The organism is Kocuria sp. ICS0012 (genome assembly GCF_001665945.1).
Taxonomy (GTDB): domain Bacteria; phylum Actinomycetota; class Actinomycetes; order Actinomycetales; family Micrococcaceae; genus Kocuria; species Kocuria marina.
Genome location: NZ_LZMM01000053.1, coordinates 1 through 19,530, shown reverse-complemented (window position 1 = coordinate 19,530; position 19,530 = coordinate 1). Strand labels below are relative to the sequence as shown.

General features: G+C 69.4%; 11 protein-coding genes. 2 read left to right on the top strand and 9 right to left on the bottom strand.

The annotated features are described in order from the left end of the window. Positions 1-398: 398 nt before the first annotated feature. The 3 genes from glgB to A5728_RS09280 form a co-directional block, all read right to left on the bottom strand. Positions 399-4,667, bottom strand: a complete 4,269-nt coding sequence (gene glgB / locus A5728_RS09290; RefSeq protein ID WP_064846766.1) for a 1,4-alpha-glucan branching protein GlgB — start codon at positions 4,665-4,667, stop codon at positions 399-401. Between the two features lie 63 nt (positions 4,668-4,730). Further along, the gene (gene treS, locus A5728_RS09285; RefSeq protein WP_064846765.1) at positions 4,731-6,500 is read right to left on the bottom strand and encodes a maltose alpha-D-glucosyltransferase; all 1,770 of its coding nucleotides are present in this window, start codon (positions 6,498-6,500) and stop codon (positions 4,731-4,733) included. A 115-nt stretch (positions 6,501-6,615) separates the two neighbouring features. After that, positions 6,616-8,652 (bottom strand): alpha-1,4-glucan--maltose-1-phosphate maltosyltransferase, encoded by a 2,037-nt coding sequence (locus A5728_RS09280; protein WP_064846769.1) that lies wholly within the window; start codon positions 8,650-8,652, stop codon positions 6,616-6,618. A 592-nt stretch (positions 8,653-9,244) separates the two neighbouring features. Here A5728_RS09280 and glgP point away from each other — a divergent pair. Next, positions 9,245-11,875 (top strand): alpha-glucan family phosphorylase, encoded by a 2,631-nt coding sequence (glgP, locus tag A5728_RS09275; RefSeq protein WP_064846764.1) that lies wholly within the window; start codon positions 9,245-9,247, stop codon positions 11,873-11,875. A gap of 17 nt (positions 11,876-11,892) precedes the next feature. Here the strand turns inward: glgP and glgX are convergent, their stop codons facing one another. The 6 genes from glgX to A5728_RS09245 form a co-directional block, all read right to left on the bottom strand. Further along, the gene (gene glgX / locus A5728_RS09270; protein ID WP_064846763.1) at positions 11,893-14,037 is read right to left on the bottom strand and encodes a glycogen debranching protein GlgX; all 2,145 of its coding nucleotides are present in this window, start codon (positions 14,035-14,037) and stop codon (positions 11,893-11,895) included. Continuing rightward, positions 14,024-14,992 (bottom strand): 23S rRNA (guanosine(2251)-2'-O)-methyltransferase RlmB, encoded by a 969-nt coding sequence (gene rlmB / locus A5728_RS09265; RefSeq protein ID WP_064846762.1) that lies wholly within the window; start codon positions 14,990-14,992, stop codon positions 14,024-14,026. Before rlmB ends, glgX begins: the two co-directional genes overlap by 14 nt. Before the next feature lie 84 nt (positions 14,993-15,076). After that, a complete protein-coding gene (gene cysS, locus A5728_RS09260) occupies positions 15,077-16,519 on the bottom strand; it encodes a cysteine--tRNA ligase (RefSeq protein WP_064846761.1) in 1,443 nt (480 codons plus the stop codon). 138 nt (positions 16,520-16,657) lie between these two features. Then, entirely contained in the window at positions 16,658-17,191 is a 534-nt protein-coding gene (gene ispF, locus A5728_RS09255) for a 2-C-methyl-D-erythritol 2,4-cyclodiphosphate synthase (protein WP_064846760.1), read from the bottom strand. Further along, positions 17,184-17,996 (bottom strand): 2-C-methyl-D-erythritol 4-phosphate cytidylyltransferase, encoded by an 813-nt coding sequence (locus tag A5728_RS09250; protein WP_064846768.1) that lies wholly within the window; start codon positions 17,994-17,996, stop codon positions 17,184-17,186. Before A5728_RS09250 ends, ispF begins: the two co-directional genes overlap by 8 nt. 54 nt (positions 17,997-18,050) lie before the next feature. Next, a complete protein-coding gene (locus tag A5728_RS09245; RefSeq protein WP_064846759.1) occupies positions 18,051-18,536 on the bottom strand; it encodes a CarD family transcriptional regulator in 486 nt (161 codons plus the stop codon). A 300-nt stretch (positions 18,537-18,836) separates the two neighbouring features. On the opposite strand from A5728_RS09245, the gene A5728_RS09240 reads away from it, so the two are divergent. Continuing rightward, positions 18,837-19,376, top strand: a complete 540-nt coding sequence (locus tag A5728_RS09240; RefSeq protein ID WP_082943372.1) for a hypothetical protein — start codon at positions 18,837-18,839, stop codon at positions 19,374-19,376. Positions 19,377-19,530 lie beyond the last annotated feature (154 nt).

Genomic DNA, 19,530 nt, shown 5'->3' with positions numbered 1-19,530 from the left:
AAACTAGACACACTATTGAGTTGACAAACAACAAACCACACCACACGGCCCCTCACCAGGGCCACAACGGTCGGTTGCGATCTGCAAGCTTAGCTGCGGGTGACCCGGGCTGCAACTCGAAATGAACCTCGATTGCTTCCTGCTGTCACCGCTCTTCAGCGGCTTGCGGGGAACCATCCTAGCACACCTTCTCGCCGTTGTGCGCGGCTCGTCAGTGGTGGGATTGACTCCGTTTCGTTGCCCCGTTCGGCCTTCGCGGCCGCTGCCGTGGCAACTCGGAAGACATTACACGTCCCCCACCGGAGACGGCAAACCTGGGACGGCGAACCCTCCGGAGATGGAGAACCCGCGGGAGCACGTGCTCCCGCGGGTTCTGCATTCAATGATGCGTGACCTGATCAGTCCCGGTCGCGCGCCGTCGGGTTGGTGCTCGCACCCTTGGCCGGCTTCAGGAACAACACCGCGAGCGGAGGGACGGTGACCTCGGCGGACGCCGGCTTCCCGTTGTATGCACCCTCGGCCGCGGTGACCCGGCCCAGGTTGCCCACGCCGGAACCCCCGAAGATGTCGGAGTCCGTGTTGAGCACCTCGTCCCACTCCCCCGCCCACGGCAGACCCAACCGGAAGCGCTCGTGGGTATTGCCCGCGAAGTTGGCCACGCACACGAGCGGGTTGCCCTGGTCGTCCCATCGGGTGAAGGACAGCGTGTTGCGCTTGGCGTCGTTGGCGTCGATCCACTCGAAACCGGACGGGTCATTATCTCGTGCGTACAGGGCCGGGGTCTCGCGGTAGATCTCGTTGAGGCTCTTCACCAGCTCCTGCACGCCGTGGTGCGGTGGGGTCTCGGAGAGCCACCAGTCCAGGCCGTGCTCCTGGGACCACTCGGACTCCTGGGCGTACTCGGTGCCCATGAAGATCAGCTGTTTACCCGGGTGGGCCCACATGTATGCGAGGTACGCGCGCACGTTGGCGAGCTGCTGCCACCGGTCACCCGGCATCTTGCGCAGCAGGGAGCCCTTGCCGTACACGACCTCGTCGTGGGAGATGGGAAGGATGAAGTTCTCTGAGTAGGCGTAGACCATGGAGAACGTGGCCTTGTTGTGGTGGTAGTGCCGGTTGACGGGATCCTCGGCCATGTACTCGAGGCTGTCGTGCATCCACCCCATGTTCCACTTGATCCCGAAGCCGAGACCGCCGGCGCTCGTGGGTTTGGTGACCCCTGGGAAGGACGTGGACTCCTCCGCAACCATGACGATCCCGGGATTGCGCCGGTACGCGGTGGCGTTGGCCTCCTGCAGGAACGCGATGGCCTCGAGGTTCTCGCGTCCGCCGTACTGGTTGGGCTCCCACTCGCCGTCGTTGCGCGAGTAGTCCAGGTAGAGCATGGAGGCCACGGCGTCCACGCGCAGCCCGTCCACGTGGAACTCCTCGAGCCAGTAGTTCGCGTTGGCCACGAGGAAGTTGCGCACCTCCCGGCGGCCGTAATCGAAGATTAGCGTGCCCCAGTCCTTGTGCTCGCCGCGGCGGGGGTCCGGGTGCTCGTAGAGCGGTTGCCCGTCGAACTTGGCGAGCGCCCACTCGTCCTTGGGGAAGTGGCCGGGGACCCAGTCCACGAGCACACCGATGCCGGCCTGGTGCAGCTGGTCCACGAGGTAGCGGAACTCGTCCGGGGAACCGAAGCGCGACGACGGCGCGTAGTAGCCGGTGACCTGGTAACCCCACGAACCACCGAAGGGGTGCTCCGCGACGGGCATGAACTCCACGTGGGTGAAGCCCTGCCACGTGAGGTACTCGACGAGCTCGCGGGCGAGATCCACGTAGCCGAGACCCATGCGCCACGAGCCGATGTGCATCTCGTACACGCTCATGGGTGCGTTGTGGGGATCCTTGGCCGCGCGGGCCTGCATCCACGCGTCGTCCTGGAACTCGTAGGAGGACTCGAACACGCGCGACGCGGTGGACGGCGGGATCTCGGTGCCGAAGGCCATGGGGTCCGCCTTGTCCCGCCACGAGCCGTCCGCCGCCTGGATCCGGAACTTGTAGGTGTCCCCGGAGCCCATGCCGGGCACGAACACTTCCCACACACCGCTGGAACCCAGCGAGCGCATGGCATGCTCGGAACCGTCCCACCCGTTGAAGTCACCAATCACGCGCACGGCCCGGGCATTGGGGGCCCACACCGCGAAGCTCACGCCGGAGACGTCCCCCATGGAGGACGGGTAGTGGTGCACGTGGGCACCGAGCACGGTCCACAGGGTCTCGTGCCGGCCCTCGCCGATCAGGTGCAGGTCCAGCTCGCCCAGGGTGGGCGCGAAGCGGTAGGGGTCGTCGACCTCGGCGGGCTCCTTGCCCGCATAGGTCACCAGGACGCGGTAGTCCGGGATCTTGCCCTCGTCGTGCGCGGGGACCACGCCGGTGAAGATCCCGCCCCACTCGTGCTCGAGGGGGAACGTCCCGTTGAGCGTGCGCACCGAGACGTGCGTCGCGAAGCGTCGCAGGGTCCGGATGGTCACCGAACCGTCCGGGTTGAAGTGCGCCCCGAGCACCGCGTGGGGATCGTGGTAGCGCCCCTCGGCCACCGCTGCGAGCACGTCCGCGCTCACGGGCAAGGGCCCGCCCGCGGGGTGCTCCCGTTCCGACGCCGCTGCGACGCTCTGCTGGGAAGTCCCGGCCCGAGTTGACGCGTGGTTCCCGCCCGCGGTCTCCGCCGGAGCCGTCACGTCATTACCGTCGGTGGTCCGAGCCGACGCGTCGTTCGTCCCGGTCGCCTCCGACGCAGCGCCCCGCGCGTTGCGCGGTTCCGCCGACGGCGCCCGGCCGTCGGCGTGCTGCGCGGACTCGGATGCCGGGGTTGGCGTGGATTCGGGGCCCGTAGGAGTCGACGACGCCGCGGGGCTGGTGTTCTCGGGGTGTTCAGGGGTCACGAAATCCTCGGTTCTGGATGCAGGTGTGTGGCTCTCGTGTGTTTCACGCCTCACGTTACGGGAGCGCGTACGTTCAAGCGAACGCACCACGGCACCGGCCGGGACCGCGACCCAGCCCGGGCGGTTGCGCTGCTCGTAGACCACTTCGTACAGGCCCTTGTCAAGCCACAGGGCGCGGAAGAGCACCGAATCCCGGTCCACGCCAGAACCGCTCGTGCGGGCGTACCCCTCGAGGAACGCGTCCGAGACCGCGTCGGTCCAGGCGCTCATGTCCTCGTCCCGCTCGCGCGCGGCCATGGCGCCCGCATAGTCGAACGAGCGCAGCATGCCGACGACGTCGCGCAGGGCCACGTCCGGGCGGACACGCTCCTTAATGGGTCGTAGGGGCTCACCCTCGAAGTCCAGGATCCGGAACCCCTGGGCGTCGTTGTGCAGCACCTGGCCCAGGTGGTAATCACCGTGGATCCGTTGCAGGGCGGGGATCTCCCGGATCCGGGACAGCTGCTCGAGCAGGTCCTCGACCTCGGCCCGGTAGGAATCGAAGTAGTCCCCGCAGGACTCCCACGCCCAGCGGATCCGCGAGGCGAGGTCGTCCAGGAACCGGCGCCGAGCATCGTCGTCCGCGGTGACGGGTTCGAAGGCGCCGAGGAGGTCGGCATGGACGCGCGCGGTCGTGGCACCCAGCTCGGCCGCGAGCTCGGAGAAGTCCCGGGCATGGCTCGCCGCGTCCAGGGCCATGGCCCACGCGTCCCGCGAATCGGCCAGGAACTGGGCGGCCACCGCGAGCTGACCGGACGTGGTGACCAGGCCCTGGCGCCACTGGGCGTCGAGCCATCCAGCCGTGGCCGGGACCGCGGTGGAACCGTGCGACGTGAGTTTGACGCCCACCTCCACGTCCGGGTTGCGCCCCTCCCCCACCACACGGAAGAACTTCACGATCACCGCGTCGCCGCCCAGCGCGGAATCCGAGTCCTCCGCGTCCTGCGGGGTGAGGATCACGGACGTGTTGGACTGCTCTGAGGAGATCACCCGCACCTGATCCGCGGAGCCAATCCGATAATCCGTGTTCATGGCCCCGGTGTAGCGGCCGTGCAGGCCCATCCCGTGGCGCAGCACCCCGCCCTCGGTCAGCTGCGCATCCATGATCCGCAGCACCCGGTCCATGAAACCTGGGTCCCCCACGGCGTCGTAGAGGTGGAACGTGGCCGTCTCGTCCGCGGTGGTGTTCTCGCTGCCCTGTGCCTCGGCGCGGGCCTCACTACGACCGGACGCGCCGGCCTTCTCCTGGGCGCCGGCGGTTTGACCGGCTTCCGGGGAGTCCTCCGAGGTGATGGGTTGGGCGGTCCGCGAGCGCTCCGAGCGGCGTCGTTCGCGGAAAGAACCCGCGTGCGAGATGGCGCGGCGCAGGAACGAGGCCGAGGCCTCCGCACCCGCGATCAGCTGCTCGGGCAGGGGACGGTCCGGGCCGCCGGAGCAATAGCTGCCGATCGCGAAGCGCTCGAGCTCGGGCAGGGCTTCGGTGCTGCGCACGACCGGTACGTTGAGCAATTCGCTGCGCTCGCCCACCGTGACCTGGACCAGGAACATGATGCGTTCCGTGCCGCGATGCGATCCGGTGCCGGAATCCAGGGTCGCTCGGCCCACGACGCTCAAGCGCAACTGGTCCGGGGTGGCCGTGAACGGGAACCACCGCTGCCGCGGCAACCAGTCGCGCAACCTGTCGAGAAATTGCTGATCCGTCATGGAGGGTCCCCCGCTTTCGTCTGGACAATCACTGCTTCGCGCGCGGGCCGTACCCGCGCGCGCTCACTCGTTGCGCGCGGGCTTGATGATGGGCATGGCCACCGTCTCGGGGTGGGAACCGTCCGTGCCGGGGGTCGTGCGCAACCGGAGCCAGAAGAAGTCCTGCGAACCGAGCGTGATGCGATAGTCGCCCTGTTCCGAGAAGGAGCCGAACGGTTCACCGCCGAACAGTTCCCGGGTGCCCCGGCCCGCGTACTCGGCCAGGTGCACGCTGCAGCTCGCCGGGACGTGGGAAAGGTTGAACACGCACAGCAGGGTCTCCCCCACGCCGTCGTCCGCGTCCTGCGGGCTCAAGCGGCGCAGGAATGCCAGGACGGATTCGTGGTCCGTGCTCACGTTGACGTAGTCCCCCAGACCGAACGCCGGGTGAGCCTTGCGCACCATGAGCATCTGCCGGATCCAGTGCAGCAGGGAGGAGGACGACGCGAGCTGCGTCTCCACGTTCGTCTGCGTGTAGTTGTAGACGAGCGACTGCACGACCGGGAGGTAGAGCTTGCCCGGATCCGCGGTGGAGAAGCCGGCGTTGCGGTCGGGGGTCCACTGCATGGGTGTGCGGGACGCGTCGCGGTCGTCGAGCCAGATGTTGTCCCCCATGCCGATCTCGTCCCCGTAGTACAGGAACGGCGACCCGGGCAGGGACAACAACAGCGCGTGCGCGAGTTCGAGCTCCGCGCGGGAGTTGTCGAGCAGGGGTGCCAAGCGGCGTCGGATACCGATGTTCGCGCGCATGCGCGAATCCGGGGCGTACCACCCGAGCATGGCCTGGCGTTCCTCGCTCGTGACCATCTCGAGCGTCAACTCGTCGTGGTTGCGCAGGAACGTGCCCCACTGCGTGCCCCGCGGGATCTGCGGCGTGTGCTCCATGGTGGAGACGATGGGGGCGGCCTTCTGATCGCGCAACGAGTAGTAGATCCGCGGCATGATCGGGAAGTGGAAGCACATGTGGCACTCGGGCGCCTGCTCCGTGCCGAAGTACTCCACGACCTCGTGCGGCATCTGGTTGGCCTCCGCGATGATCACGCGGCCGGGGTACTCGCGGTCCACCATCTCGCGCAGCCGCACCAGGAAGTCGTGGGTCCCGGGCAGGTTCTCGCAGTTGGTCCCCTCCTCCTCGATGAGGTAGGGGATGGCGTCCGCGCGGAAGCCGTCGATGCCCATGTCCAGCCAGAACTTCACGACGTCGAACACGGCCTCGACGACCTTGGGGTTCTCGAAGTTCAGGTCCGGCTGGTGGGAGAAGAACCGGTGCCAGAAGAACTGCCGCCGCACGGGGTCGAAGGTCCAGTTGGAGACCTCGGTGTCCACGAAGATGATCCGCGCGTCCTGGTACTTCTCGTCCGTGTCCGACCAGACGTAGAACTCGCCGTACGGCCCCTCCGGGTCCTCCCGCGAAGCCTGGAACCACGGGTGCTGGTCCGAGGTGTGGTTCAGCGGCAGGTCGGTGATGACCCGCAGACCCCGCGCGTGGGCCTCTGCGACCAGTCGCTTGAAGTCGCTCACGGTGCCGAACTCGTCCAGCACGGAGTAGTAGTCGGAGATGTCGTAGCCGCCGTCCCGCAGCGGGGATTCGTAGAACGGGGGCAGCCACAAGCAATCGATCCCGAGCCACTGCAGGTAGTCGAGTTTGTCGATCAAACCCGAGAAGTCGCCGGAGCCGTCACCGTTGGCGTCCGAGAAGGCTCGCACGAGCACCTCGTAGAACACGGCCTTGCGGAACCAGTCCGGGTCGTGCGCGAGCCCGGGAGCGTTGAGTTGGAAAGGAGTGGTGCTCATGGTCGGCTGGACTGCCCTCTCGGAGAAACGTGCGTGTCGGTCATGACGGGTGCGGGGTGCCGGCCGCCGTGGTGCGCCGCGCTCAGCGGTCGGGGCGCATCGCGACGGCGCTCGCTCACTTGACCCCGCGGCGGACGCTGAGCACGTGCGCGGGTTCCACGTACGGATCCAGGCGCACGTAGTTGTGGGTGCCCCACTTCCAGCTCGCACCGGAGATCAGGTCGTCTACCCAGAAAGAGCCGTCCTCGTTGAAGTCCTGGCCCCGCAGGTCCAGGGAGTCGAGGTCCAGCCACACGGTGGCCTCCCGCGCGCTGTGCGGGTCCGTGTTGAGCACCACGATCACGGTGTCCCGGACTTGCTCGCCGTCCCGTTCCACGGTCTTGGTCTTGCTATAGGCCACGATGGCGTCGTCCGTGGAATTCTGCAGCGTGAGGTTCTGCAGGTCCCCGAGTGCGGGATGGTCCTTGCGGATCCGGTTCAGGCGCGTAATGTACGGCGCGAGCGACTCGCCGCGTTCCACGGCGGCGTCGAAGTCGCGCGGGCGCAACTGGAACTTCTCGTTGTCCATGTACTCCTCCGCCCCGGGACGAGCGACGTGCTCGAACAACTCGAAGCCGGCGTACACGCCCCACAGCGGGGACGCGGTGGCCGCCAGGGCCGCGCGCACCTTGAACGCGGCCGGGCCACCGAACTGCAGGTATTCGGTGAGGATGTCCGGGGTGTTCACGAAGAAGTTGGGCCGGTAGAACCCGGAGGTCTCGTGGGAGATCTCCTGGAGGTACTCCTCGATCTCCTCCTTGGTGTTGCGCCACGTGAAGTACGAGTAGGACTGCTGGAACCCGGCCTTGGCCAGCCCCTGCATCATGGCCGGACGCGTGAACGCCTCGGCGAGGAACACCGTGTCCGGGTGGTTCTTGCGCACCCTGGCGATCAGCCACTCCCAAAACCACAGGGGCTTGGTGTGCGGGTTGTCCACGCGGAAGATGTTCACGCCGTGACCGATCCACAGCTCCACGACCCGCAGTACCTCGGCGGCGAGGCCCTCGGGGTCGTTGTCGAAGTTCAGGGGGTAGATGTCCTGGTACTTCTTGGGCGGGTTCTCGGCGTAGGCGATGCTGCCGTCCGCGCGGGTCGTGAACCACTGCGGGTGCTCGGCGACCCACGGGTGATCCGGGGACGCCTGCAGCGCGAGGTCCAGCGCGACCTCGAGACCGAGATCATGGGCGTGCGCGACGAACGCGTCGAAGTCCTCGAAGCTCCCGAGGTCCGGGTGGATCGTGTCGTGACCTCCCTCCGGCCCACCGATGGCCCACGGGGAACCCGGGTCCTGGGGTCCGGCCGTGAGGGTGTTGTTCGGCCCCTTGCGGTGGTTCCGCCCGATCGGGTGGATGGGCGGGAGGTACGCGACGTCGAAGCCCATGGCCGCGGCCCGGTCCAGGGCCGCGGTGGCCGTGCGGAACGTCCCCGAGGTCCACTCGCCCGTCTCGGGGTCGTACGTGGCGCCCTCGGAGCGCGGGAAGAACTCGTACCACGCACCACGACCCGCGGCCTCGCGCTCGACGCCGAGCGGGTAGCGCGGGGACGAGCTGAGCAGATCACGCAGCGGCCGCTCACGAACGTAGTCCAGGAGCTGCGGGGACGTGGCGATCTCCCACCGCTGTTCCGGCGTGCGGTCGGTGTCCGCCATCGCCTCGGCGGCGTCCTCGAAGACCCGGGCCTCCTCGGTCGCGCGATCGGACTCCTTGGAGGCGGCGTCGAAGAGCAGGGCCGCTTCCTGGAACATGAGCTCGACGTCCTGGCCGACCCCCAACTTGATCTGCGCGGCGTGGTGCCACGTGTCGTAGAGATCCGACCAGCCCTCCACCGCGAAACTCCAGGGGCCCTCGCGCTCGGGACGCAGCCACGCCTCGTAGCGGTCCGTCCCGGGGGCCACGAGCGTCATGGGTCGGCGCTGGGTCTCACGGCCCTGCGGGTCGTACAACACCGCGGTCACACCGAGGGAGTCATGACCCTCGCGGAACACGGTCGCGCTCACCCGGATGTCCTCACCGGGAACGGCCGTGGCGGGGAAACGCCCACCCTCGATCACGGGGCTCACGTCCGTCACGGGGATCCGCCCGTACACGAGATCGTCCGACGGGAAGTCCGCCAGATGCTCGTCGTCCCCGGAATCGGTGTCCTGCTCGGCCGGGGCCTGCGCCGCGGCTTCGGCGTGCGGATCAGGTGCGGACTGAGTGTCGGGCTCGCGCTGCGCTCCGGGTGCGGACTGTTGGTCGGATGCGGGCTGCGCCTCGGATTCGGTGTCCTCGGTAGGTGTTACGACCGCGGCGACCTCCTCGGCCGCACCCGGTTCCGCATATGCGTGGGCGTCCGGCTGCCCGGCACCGGCGGACGACGCCGCTTCGGTTGCCTCCGGCGCGGACGGGACGCGAGCGGCATCGTCGTGGGCCTCCGCTCGGCGTACCGAGGGGGCGACGTCGGGAACGCCCGTGGCCGGGACCGGCGGGGTCAAGCGGGACCCGACGTCCGGGTGGGCATCGCCCGCGTGGGGATCCGGCACGGGATCTGAGGACGGACGGCGGCCCTGGGGCTGTGAGTTCTGCTGCGACACGAGACCAACGTTAGCGACAAACGCCCCGATTCATAAGGCCGTGGCCGTGGTCCCCAAACCGCGACGGCGACGCACTCGCGTCACACGTCGGACCCCGTGGAGCGGCGAGGCCACAGCCGCTAGGCTCGGGACCGTGAAGGCCATCCACAGGTTCACCGTCCGCACCGTCCTACCCGAGTCGATCGCCGCACTCTCACGATTGGCCAAGAACCTCCGATGGACGTGGCATCAGCCCACCGAGGACCTCTTCGCCGAACTCAACCCGCACGCGTGGGACGCGGTCCACGGGGACCCCGTCAAGCTCCTGGGCTCGCTCACGCGCGAGGAGATCCAGCAGATCGCCGCGGACCCCGAGCTCGTGGCGCGCATCCGCGACCTCGACGCCGATCTGGACACCTACCTCACCGAACCCCAGTGGTACCAGCGCACGCAGGGCGAGGACGCCCCGGCGGCCGTGGCGTACTTCAGCGCCGAGTACGGCATCACGTCCGCGCTTCCGCAGTACTCGGGCGGACTCGGGATCCTCGCCGGGGACCACTTGAAGACCGCGTCCGACATGGGCGTGCCCGTGGTGGGCGTGGGATTGCTGTACCAGGCCGGGTACTTCAAGCAGTCGCTGTCCCGGGACGGCTGGCAGCAGGAGACCTACCCGGTGCTGGACCCGGACGAACTCCCTCTTACCTTGCTGCGCGAAGCGGACGGTACGCCCGCGCGCGTGGTCCTACCGCTGCCCGAGGGCCGCACGCTGTCCGCGCAGATTTGGCGGGCGGACGTGGGCCGCGTGCCGCTGCTGCTGCTGGACTCCAACATCAGCGAGAACGACGACGCCGCACGCAACGTCACCGACCGGTTGTATGGCGGCGGCAGCGACCACCGGTTGTACCAGGAACTCTTGCTGGGCATGGGAGGGATCCGGGCGCTGCGCGCGCACAGCAGGATCACGGGTGCGCCCACGCCGGAGGTCTACCACTGCAACGAGGGCCACGCGGGTTTCCTGGGCGTCGAGCGGATCCAGGAACTCATGAACCCCGGGGCCGACGCCCAGGCCATGATGTGGGAGGAAGCACTCACCGCGGTGCGCGCCGCGACCGTGTTCACGACCCACACCCCGGTCCCGGCCGGCATCGACCGCTTCGAACGCGATCAGATCGCCCACGTCCTCGCCGCGGGGCTCGCCCCGGATGTCCCCTCCGAGCGCGTGCTTGAGCTGGGTGCGGAGACCATGCCGGGCGGTGACCCGAGCAAATTCAACATGGCGGTCATGGGGCTGCGGCTCGCCCAGCGTGCCAACGGCGTGGCCGAGCTCCACGGTGCCGTGTCCCGGTCCATGTTCCACGGGCTGTGGGAGGGCTTCGACACCGAGGAGGTCCCGATCACCTCGGTGACCAACGGCGTGCACGTCCCCTCCTGGATCGACCCCGCCGTGTGGCGCATGGCCGTGGACCCGGAGGAGAACGACACCAACCCGGCCGCTCGTTGGCGCAGGATCTACAACGTGTCCGACGCCGAGCTCTGGGCCACCCGCCGCGCCCTGCGGGAACGCCTCGTGCACGACGTCCGCGAGCGTCTACGGGCCTCGTGGAAGCGCCGCGGTGCCGCGGACGCGGAACTGGGCTGGACGGAGTCCGTGTTGGACCCGGACGTGCTGACCATCGGTTTCGCACGCCGCGTCCCCACGTACAAGCGGCTCACGCTCATGCTGCGCAACCCGGAACGGCTCAAGCGGATCCTATTGGACCCCCGCCGCCCCGTGCAGTTGGTGGTCGCGGGCAAGTCCCACCCCGCGGACGAGATGGGCAAGCGGATGATCCAGGACCTCGTACGGTTCACGGACGATCCGCAGGTGCGTCACCGGATCGTGTTCCTGCCCAACTACGACATCGCCATGGCGCGTGTCCTGTTCCCGGGGTGCGACGTGTGGCTCAACAACCCGCTGCGTCCGCTCGAGGCGTGCGGGACCTCCGGGATGAAGGCCGCGATCAACGGCGGGCTCAACCTCTCCGTCCTGGACGGGTGGTGGGACGAGATGTACGACGGGCAGAACGGCTGGGCCATCCCCACCGCGGACAACAAGGCCGGCACGGACGAGCGCGATGACATCGAGGCCGCCGCGCTGTACGAACTCATCGAGAGCCACGTGGCACCGCGGTTCTACGGTGACGGTTCCGAGGACGCCACGACCGCGGCCGGACCCGACACCGCGCCGTCGCGAGCGAGCACCGTGCCGCACCAGTGGCTCGCCATGGTGCGCCACACACTCGCGACCCTCGGGCCCAAGGTCTCCGCCCGGCGGATGCTCACCGACTACGTCAACGAGCTGTACGTCCCCGCGTGCGTCGCCGGCCGGCGCGTGACCACGGACGACGGCGCCCTGGCCCGCGGCACGGCCCACTGGGTCGAGCGCGTGCGTACCGCGTGGCCGCAGCTGCGGATCGAGCACGTGGACGCACACGGTGTGCGCCAGGAACCGCAGATCGGTGACGAGCTCACGGTCAACGCGTACGTAGATCTGGGCGAGCTAACCCCCGAGGACGTGACCGTGCAGGTCAGCTACGGGCGCGTCTCGGAAACCGATCACATCCACGAACGGTCCTACGCCACGCTCGAGGACGTGATCGAGCTGGGTGGGGGACGCATGACGTTCTCCGGGCCCATCACGATCGACCGCTCCGGCCCGTTCGGGTACACCGTGAGGGTGTTGCCGCGCCACGACGAGTTGGCCTCACCGGCCGAACTCGCTCTCGTGCGCAACGCTGGGGACTGACGTCCGGCCCGCCCGGTTCACGCGATCGCGAACATCGCGATGCTCTGTGCCGGGACCGTGAGCTCCTCCCCGGCACGCCATCGGTTGCCGGTCAGTTCGTCGAGCTGAGGGTCCGTGGCGAGCACGAGCCGGTACGAGGCCCCCTCCACGTCCGAGCCGGCCAGGTTCTCGAAGCGCGGCAACACCGCGGCCACGGGCGATGCGGTGCCGTTGAGCACGAACAGTCCCGCGAGGTCACCCCCGCGCGCGCCGATCACGATCTGCAGCGCACGGACCCCGTCCGTCTGCCACAGATCGTCGCTCATGGGCTCCCCGGAACTCGCGTACCACTTGAGCACCACGTCCCGGGGGCGCGTGGGGAAGTCCCGGGGTTGGCTCGCCAGGAAGGCCCGGCGGATCCGGATGAGCCGCTGGGTCGTGCGTAGCATGGACCGATCCAGGGGTGTGAGTCGCCAGTCCACCCACGAGAGCCGGTTGTCCTGGCAGTACGCGTTGTTGTTGCCCTCCTGGGAGCGCAACAGCTCGTCCCCCGCGGTGATCATGGGGATGCCCTGCGAGAACAACAGGGTGGCCATCATGTTGCGCGCGGTGGCCGCGCGGGCGGCCCGCACGCGCACGTCCGGGGAGAAGCCCTCGTGGTCGTGGTTCCACGAGTGGTTGTCGTTGGTGCCGTCCGCGTTGTTCTCGCGGTTGGCCTCGTTGTGCTTGGCGTCGTACGCCGTGAGGTCGTAGAGCGTGAACCCGTCGTGCGCGGTGATGAAGTTGACCGAGGCCAGCGTGGTGCGCCCGTGCGGGGCGAACAGGTCCGCGGACCCGGAGATCGCCCCGGCGAGCCGACCGGCGGTGCCCCCACCGCCCCCGCGACGCATGGTGCGCTGACCCGAGAGCCAGAAGTCCCGCACGGTGTCCCGGTAGTGGTCGTTCCAGTCCGCCCAGCCGGTGGGGAAGCGCCCGGTCTGCCAGCCACCGGCGCCCACGTCCCACGGTTCGGAGATCATCCGCACGCCCTGCAGCACCGGATCCGCGGCGATCGCCACGAAGAACGGGTGGTTGCGCGTGAAGTGGTGGTGCTCGTCGCGGCCCAGTTCGGGGGCCAGGTCGAAGCGGAAGCCGTCCACGTGGCACTGCGTGACCCAGTAGCGCAGGGAGTCCAGAGCCATGCGCACGACCTGGGGGTTGCCGAAATCCATGGAATTGCCGCACCCGGTCACGTCCACGTAGTTGCCGTGCTCGTCGTGGCGGTAGTACTCCCGGTCCCCGAGCCCGCGCCAGCAGTACGGGCGCTGTGTGGGTCCGCCTTCTGCGGTGTGGTTGTACACGACGTCCAGGAACACCTGCAGCCCCGCGCCGTGCAAGGCGTCCACGGCGGCCTTGAACTCGTTGAGCACCGCGGTGGGCCCGGCCTCCTGGGCGGCCTTGGTCGCGTACCCCGCATGGGGTGCAAAGAACGCGAGGGTGTTGTACCCCCAGTAGTTGGTGAGCCCGTTCGCGGTCAGGTGGGCCTCGTCCAGGTGGGCGTGCACGGGCAACAGCTCCACCGCGGTGATCCCCAGGCTGCGCAGGTACTCGAGCATCACGGGGTGCGCGAGTCCCGCGTAGGTGCCGCGCAGCTCGTGAGGGATCCCCGGGTGCAGCATGGTGAGGCCCTTCACATGGGCCTCGTAGATCACGGTCTCGCGCCACGCCGGCCGGGGACGGTCGTGGTCGCGCCACTCGTGGTCCTGGGCGACCACCACGGAAACGTACTCCCCGCCGTAGGCGTCCGCGCCGGGATTGACGACGCCGCTCGGTGGCGCCACACGCGTCAGTCCCCGCCCGTAGGGGTCCAGCAGGACCGGTTCGTACGCCGGATCCGGCACGGGACTGCCCTCGGGCCGGGCACTCACGAATCCGTACTCGGTTCCCTCGGGCATCGCGGGACACACGTCCCGTGCGAGCTCGTCCGGGGTGAGTTCCACCTCCGGCACATGGCGTGGGCGCGAGACGGTCGCGTAATGGATCCCGTGGTTCTCCCCCGCGAGCCGCAACCGCTGCCACGATTCACCGGGGCGCCGGAACATGAGGTCCACCTCGGTCAGGCCTGGGGCGTACACCGCGACGTTGGCGGTCCCGTCCCCGGACGGGGAGGGGTGGACGCCCAGCGGATAACTACGCGCTTGCACGCCGGCGCGCGATCTCGTACAGCGTGATCCCCACCGCCATGGACGCGTTAAGGGACTCCATCGCGGATTCGATGGGGATCGACACGATCGCGTCGCAGTGCTCCGTCACCAGGCGGGACAGGCCCTTGCCCTCGGAACCCACGACCACCACGAGGGGCTCGGTGGCCAACTCGAGCTGCGGCAGGTCCACGTCCCCGCCGCCGTCGAGGCCGACCACGAAGTAGCCCTGCTTCTTGCAGTTCTCGAGCGTGCGCGTGAGGTTCGTGGCCTTGGCCACGGGGACGCGCGCCGCAGCACCCGAACTCGTCTTCCACGCCGTGGCCGTGACCCCGGCGGAGCGGCGCTCGGGCAGGATGACCCCGTCCCCGGCGAACGCGGAGACGCTGCGGATGATCGCACCCAGGTTGCGGGGATCGGTGATCCCGTCCGCCGCGATGAGCAGGGGCGGGCGGGAATCCTCGCCCCGGTCGGCCATGAGGGAGGCCGCGAGCTCGTCCGCGTCCTGGTAGTCGTACGGCGGGACCTGCAGCACCACACCCTGATGGATCGCGTCCGCTGAGAGCCGGTCCAGCTCGCCGCGCGAGGCCTCGAGCGTAGGCACCTGGGCCTCGGCGCACAACTGCAGGATGTCCTTGACGCGGTCGTCCATCTCGATCTTGGTGGCCACGAACAACGTCTTGGCGGGCACCCCGGCGCGCAGGGCCTCCAGCACGGCGTTGCGCCCCGTGACGAGGTCCTCCTTGATGGGCCCGGCCCCCGTGCGGGACGGACGCCGGTGCAGGTTCTGCTGCTTGCGCGCGACCGCCTGCTTGGCCTTGTACGCCTTGTGGTAGACGCGGTCCTCGGCCTTGGGCGTGGGGCCGCGGCCCTCCAGGCCCTTGCGGCGCTGGCCGCCGCTACCCACGACCGGACCCTTCTTCTTGCGCGTGGCTCCGGGTCGGTTCTTCTGGGCCATGGTCAGTACTCCGTGTCTGTCACGGGTCACGGCCCGCGGGCCGCCCCGGGGTGGTCGGCGATCTGGCTCCAGTTTAGGCCAGGCTCATCCCCCCACGGACCACTCGGACCCCCGGGCGCCGTCCTTCACGACGACGCCGGCAGCGGCCAGCTGGTCCCGGATCCGGTCCGCGAGCGCCCAGTCCTTCGCCTCACGCGCGGCGGCACGCTGGGCCAGCAGGTCCTGGACGAGGGAGTCGAGCGCGCGGTGCTCGGCGCCGTCGGCGTCCCGAGCGCCGTCGAGACTCATCAAGGGGAGCAATCCCAGGACGTCGGACATGCCCGCGATCGCGGAGACGAGCGGCTGGGCGGTCGCGGCCTCCGGGCCCGAGAGAGCCGTGTTGGCCGCGCGCACCGTCTCGTGCAGCACCGCGAGCGCGCGGGGCACGTTGAGGTCGTCGTCCATGACCGCGGCGAACTCCTCAGGCACATCCGTGTGCTCCCAGGACACGCTGAGTCCGGAATGCTGCGCGGCCGCGAGGACGGCTTCCACGCGCTCGACGGCGGCGGTGGCCTCCCGCAGGGACGTGGGCCGGTAGTCCAGCACGGAACGGTAGTGGGCCTGGCCCAGGTAGTAGCGCACGGCGAGCGGCCGTGCTTCCGCGAGCATGCTCGCCGGGGAGACCGTGTTGCCGATTGACTTGGACATCTTCTCGCCCTCGTACGTCACGAGCCCGTTGTGCAGCCAGAAGTTGGCGAACGGGCGGCCCGCCGCGGTGGACTGGGCGAGCTCGTTCTCGTGGTGCGGGAAACGCAGGTCTAGGCCGCCGCCGTGGATGTCGAAGTGCGCGCCCAGGTATTTGTGGGCCATGGCCGAGCACTCCAGGTGCCAGCCGGGGCGGCCGCGGCCCCACGGGGAATCCCACGATGCCGTGGCGGGCTCGCCCTCCTTGTGTCCCTTCCACAGCGCGAAGTCGCGGGGATCGCGCTTGCCGCGGGGATCGGCGTCCGGGGCGTCCTGCATGTCCTCCACGCGTTGCCGGGTGAGTTCGCCGTAGCGGGGCCACGAACGGACGTCGAAGTAGACGTCGCCGGAATCGTCGAGTGCGGGGTACGCGTGCCCGGCGTCGATCAGCTCCTGGATCAGCGAGTGCATCTCCGGGACGTGGCCCGTGGCCCGGGGTTCGTACGTGGGGGCCTCGATACCGAGCGCGGCGTAGGCCCGCCCGAACACACCCTCGAACCGGTAGGCCAGCGCCCACCATGGTTCGCGCGGGTGGTCACCCTGGTAGTCGTTCTCGAACGAGGCGTGCGCGTTGGCCAGGATCTTGTCGTCGATGTCCGTCACGTTGCGCACCGTGGTGACCTCGTAGCCACGGAAGCGCAGCCAGCGGGCCAGGATGTCGAACACGAGCGCGGAACGCACGTGGCCGATGTGCGGTGCGCCCTGCACCGTGGCACCGCAGTAGTAGAGGCCCGCCTCGCCGGGTCGCACGGGGACGAAGTCCTTGACGGTCGCGGAAGCGGTGTCGTAGAAGCGCAAAGTCACCCTGCCAGTCTAACGGGGTGGCGCCGCACGCTCGCGGCGGGCGGGTTCGGTCGGCCGGCACTACTGGCGGGCTCCCCCGGTGGACTCGACCGGTCTGCTGGGTTGCGGCTGGCGGGCTCGGTCGCCGCCCGTTTGGGCTCAGCCGTGCGGGAACACGATCGCGGTGGCGATCGCCGCGAGACCCTCGCCCCGGCCCGTGAGCCCCAGGGCGTCCGTGGTGGTCGCGCTCAGGTGCACCGGCGCGCCAGCCGCTTCCGTGAGCACCGCGGCGGCCTCGTCCCGCCGCGGGGAGAACTTGGGTCGGTCGCCCACGAGCTGGACGGAGACATTGCCCACCCGGAAGCCGGCCTCGGTCACGATCCGCACTGCCTCCGAGAGGATCCGACACCCCGAGGCCCCGGCGAACTCCGGGCGGTCCGTTCCGAAGTGCGCTCCCAGGTCCCCCACGCCGGCCGCGGAGAACAGCGCGTCCGCCGCGGCGTGTGCCACGACGTCCCCGTCCGAGTGCCCGCTCAGTCCCCGCTCGCCGGGCCACATGAGTCCGGCGATCCACAGCGGGGTGCCCTCCGGGCCGAACGCGTGCACGTCCACCCCGATCCCCACGAGCGGAACGGGGTACGGCCGGGGTTCCGGGGTCGATGGATCGGCGGGGCCTGGGGTTGCGTCAGTCATGCGGCCATTGTGCCGGACAGGCCGAGTCCCGCTCACGCACGATCGCGTGGGCGAGTACCAGGTCCAGGGGACGGGTGATCTTGAAGGACTCCTCGTCCCCGGCCACGAATTCCACGGGGTGTTCGGGGGCGAACAGTTCCACAAGACTCGCATCGTCCGTGATGCCTTCGGGATCCCCTGCGGAACTCGTCACCGTGGTGGCCGCCTCTGCCGTTCGAACACTGTGCCCGAGCTGGGGGTCCTCCCCCGTGGCGTCCAGTGGGCCGTCCGGGAGCAGACCGGCCGCGCGGTTCACCCGTTCGAGCAGTGCACGGTCGAAACCCTGGGGTGTCTGGACGCTGCGCAGCCCCGCCCGGTCCACCGTCCCGGTACTGCGCCCGTGGGTGTCCACCCCGCGCACGGTGTCGGTCACCGGGGTCACGGGAACCGCGGCCTGTGCACCCGTATGCAGGGCGGTGACCACCCGCTCGAGGACGGCGGGCGGAGTGAGACAGCGAGCGGCGTCGTGCACCAGGACGTGGGTGACACCCGCGGGCAGGGCGGTCAGTGCTGCCGCGACCGACTGGGCGCGTGTGGCACCCCCGGTCACGGCCGCGGCCCCCGCGGCGCGCGCGACGGCCGTGAGGTCCGTGTCTCCGGCGGGCACGGTCACGATCACCGCGGCACCGGGCAGGGTCCCGCACACCGTGGCAAGCGCGTGCTCCAGGATCGGTCGACCGGCCACGGGGACGAGCGCCTTGGGCATCCCGTACCCGAGCCGCGTGCCGGAACCGGCGGCCACGACAATGACGGCGAGCCCGTCCATGGCGGACGGGCTCGCGAGGTCGGAAATCTGGGACACGAAGACGTGCTACGGGAATCAGGCCGCGGACAGGATGTCGTCCAGGCGCTTCTCCGCTTCTTCCTCGTCGATCTTCTTGGCCAGTGCCAGCTCGGAGGTGAGGATCTGGCGGGCCTTGGTCAGCATGCGCTTCTCGCCGGCGGAGAGGCCCTTGCCGCGATCGCGGCGCCACAGATCACGCACGACCTCGGCGACCTTGAGGACGTCGCCGGAGGCGAGCTTCTCGAGGTTGGCCTTGTAGCGGCGCGACCAGTTGGAGGCTTCCTCGGCGTCCTTGGCCTGCAGGACCGCGATGACCTCCTTGAGGCCTTCCTCGTCCACGACGTCCCGCACACCCACGAGATCGACGTTCTCCGCCGGGACCTCGATCATGAGATCGCCCTGGGTGACCTTCAACCGGAGATACATCTTCTCCTCACCCTTGATGGTTCGAGTCTTGATCTCCTCGATAGTTGCGGCACCGTGGTGCGGATAGACAACCGTTTCGCCAACCTCAAAAACCATGCACAAACCCCTTTCAGCCCGCCAAGTCTACCACGGTGTATGATTGCCCACCTTTCCGCGAGCCCCGTCCGTGGCCGCTCCACGAACCGCATCACGGGGCCTTATGGAGGCCACCCGGGAAGCGCCCGGGCGGGTGTGCGTGACCCGGCCGTGCGGCGTCGTCGTCACTCCATAAGCGCGCGTACCACGGGCCCACGGGCGCGCCACGAACGGGGCGCGGATGCAGACGATCCGTGGCCAAACCGATAGACTGACTGCAGATTTTGCACCCGCTGTCAGAGAGCCCGAGGAGTTCGTGCCGTGAAGAACGCCGCCCACAAGAAGTTGCAGCACCTCGGAATGGGTGCGGCGGCACTCGCCGTCCTGACCGGTGTGAGCGGGTGCGCGTACATCAGCCCGCAGGCCACCATGGACAGCTACGCCCCGACGGACGGGATCCAGATGGACCTGGGTGACGTCCAGCTGCGCAACATCCTGGTCGTCGCCGAGGACGAGAACTCCGAGGGCCGCGTGCTGGGCACCCTGATCAACACCGGCGACCAGACCGAGACCGTCACCATGGACGCCAATGGCGCCCGCGCGAGCGTGGAGGTCCCCGCCAACCAGGAGGTCGTGCTCGAGAAGTCCCGGCCCGTGCTGTTGGACCGCGCCGGCGCGAACCCCGGCCTGATGGTGGACACCACGTTCACCGCGGACGACCAGGACCAGACCACCCAGGTCCCCGTCCTGGACCACACCTACCCGCGCTACGCATCCTTCGTGCCCGGCGGCGCACCGTCCACCCCGGCCAACCCCTCCAACACCCCGGCCCCGGCGGGCGAGGCGCACGGCGGGCACTGACCCCTCACACCACCCGCGCCGACCGGCGCGATCGAGCGAGCGCCCGGGCCCCCCCACCCGGGGGGGGGGGGGGGGGGGGGGGCCCGGGGTGACGACGGCGACCCCCCCGGGGGGGGGGGGGGGGGGGGGGGGGGGGGGGGGGGCGGCGGGGGGG

Excerpts from the sequence above, each read along its gene's own strand:
- treS (WP_064846765.1), bottom strand. The coding sequence starts at position 6,500 with ATGAGCACCACTCCTTTCCAACTCAACGCTCCCGGGCTCGCGCACGAC.
- glgB (WP_064846766.1), bottom strand. The coding sequence starts at position 4,667 with ATGACGGATCAGCAATTTCTCGACAGGTTGCGCGACTGGTTGCCGCGG.
- A5728_RS09250 (WP_064846768.1), bottom strand. The coding sequence starts at position 17,996 with ATGGACGGGCTCGCCGTCATTGTCGTGGCCGCCGGTTCCGGCACGCGG.
- ispF (WP_064846760.1), bottom strand. The coding sequence starts at position 17,191 with ATGACTGACGCAACCCCAGGCCCCGCCGATCCATCGACCCCGGAACCC.
- rlmB (WP_064846762.1), bottom strand. The coding sequence starts at position 14,992 with ATGGCCCAGAAGAACCGACCCGGAGCCACGCGCAAGAAGAAGGGTCCG.
- A5728_RS09245 (WP_064846759.1), bottom strand. The coding sequence starts at position 18,536 with ATGGTTTTTGAGGTTGGCGAAACGGTTGTCTATCCGCACCACGGTGCC.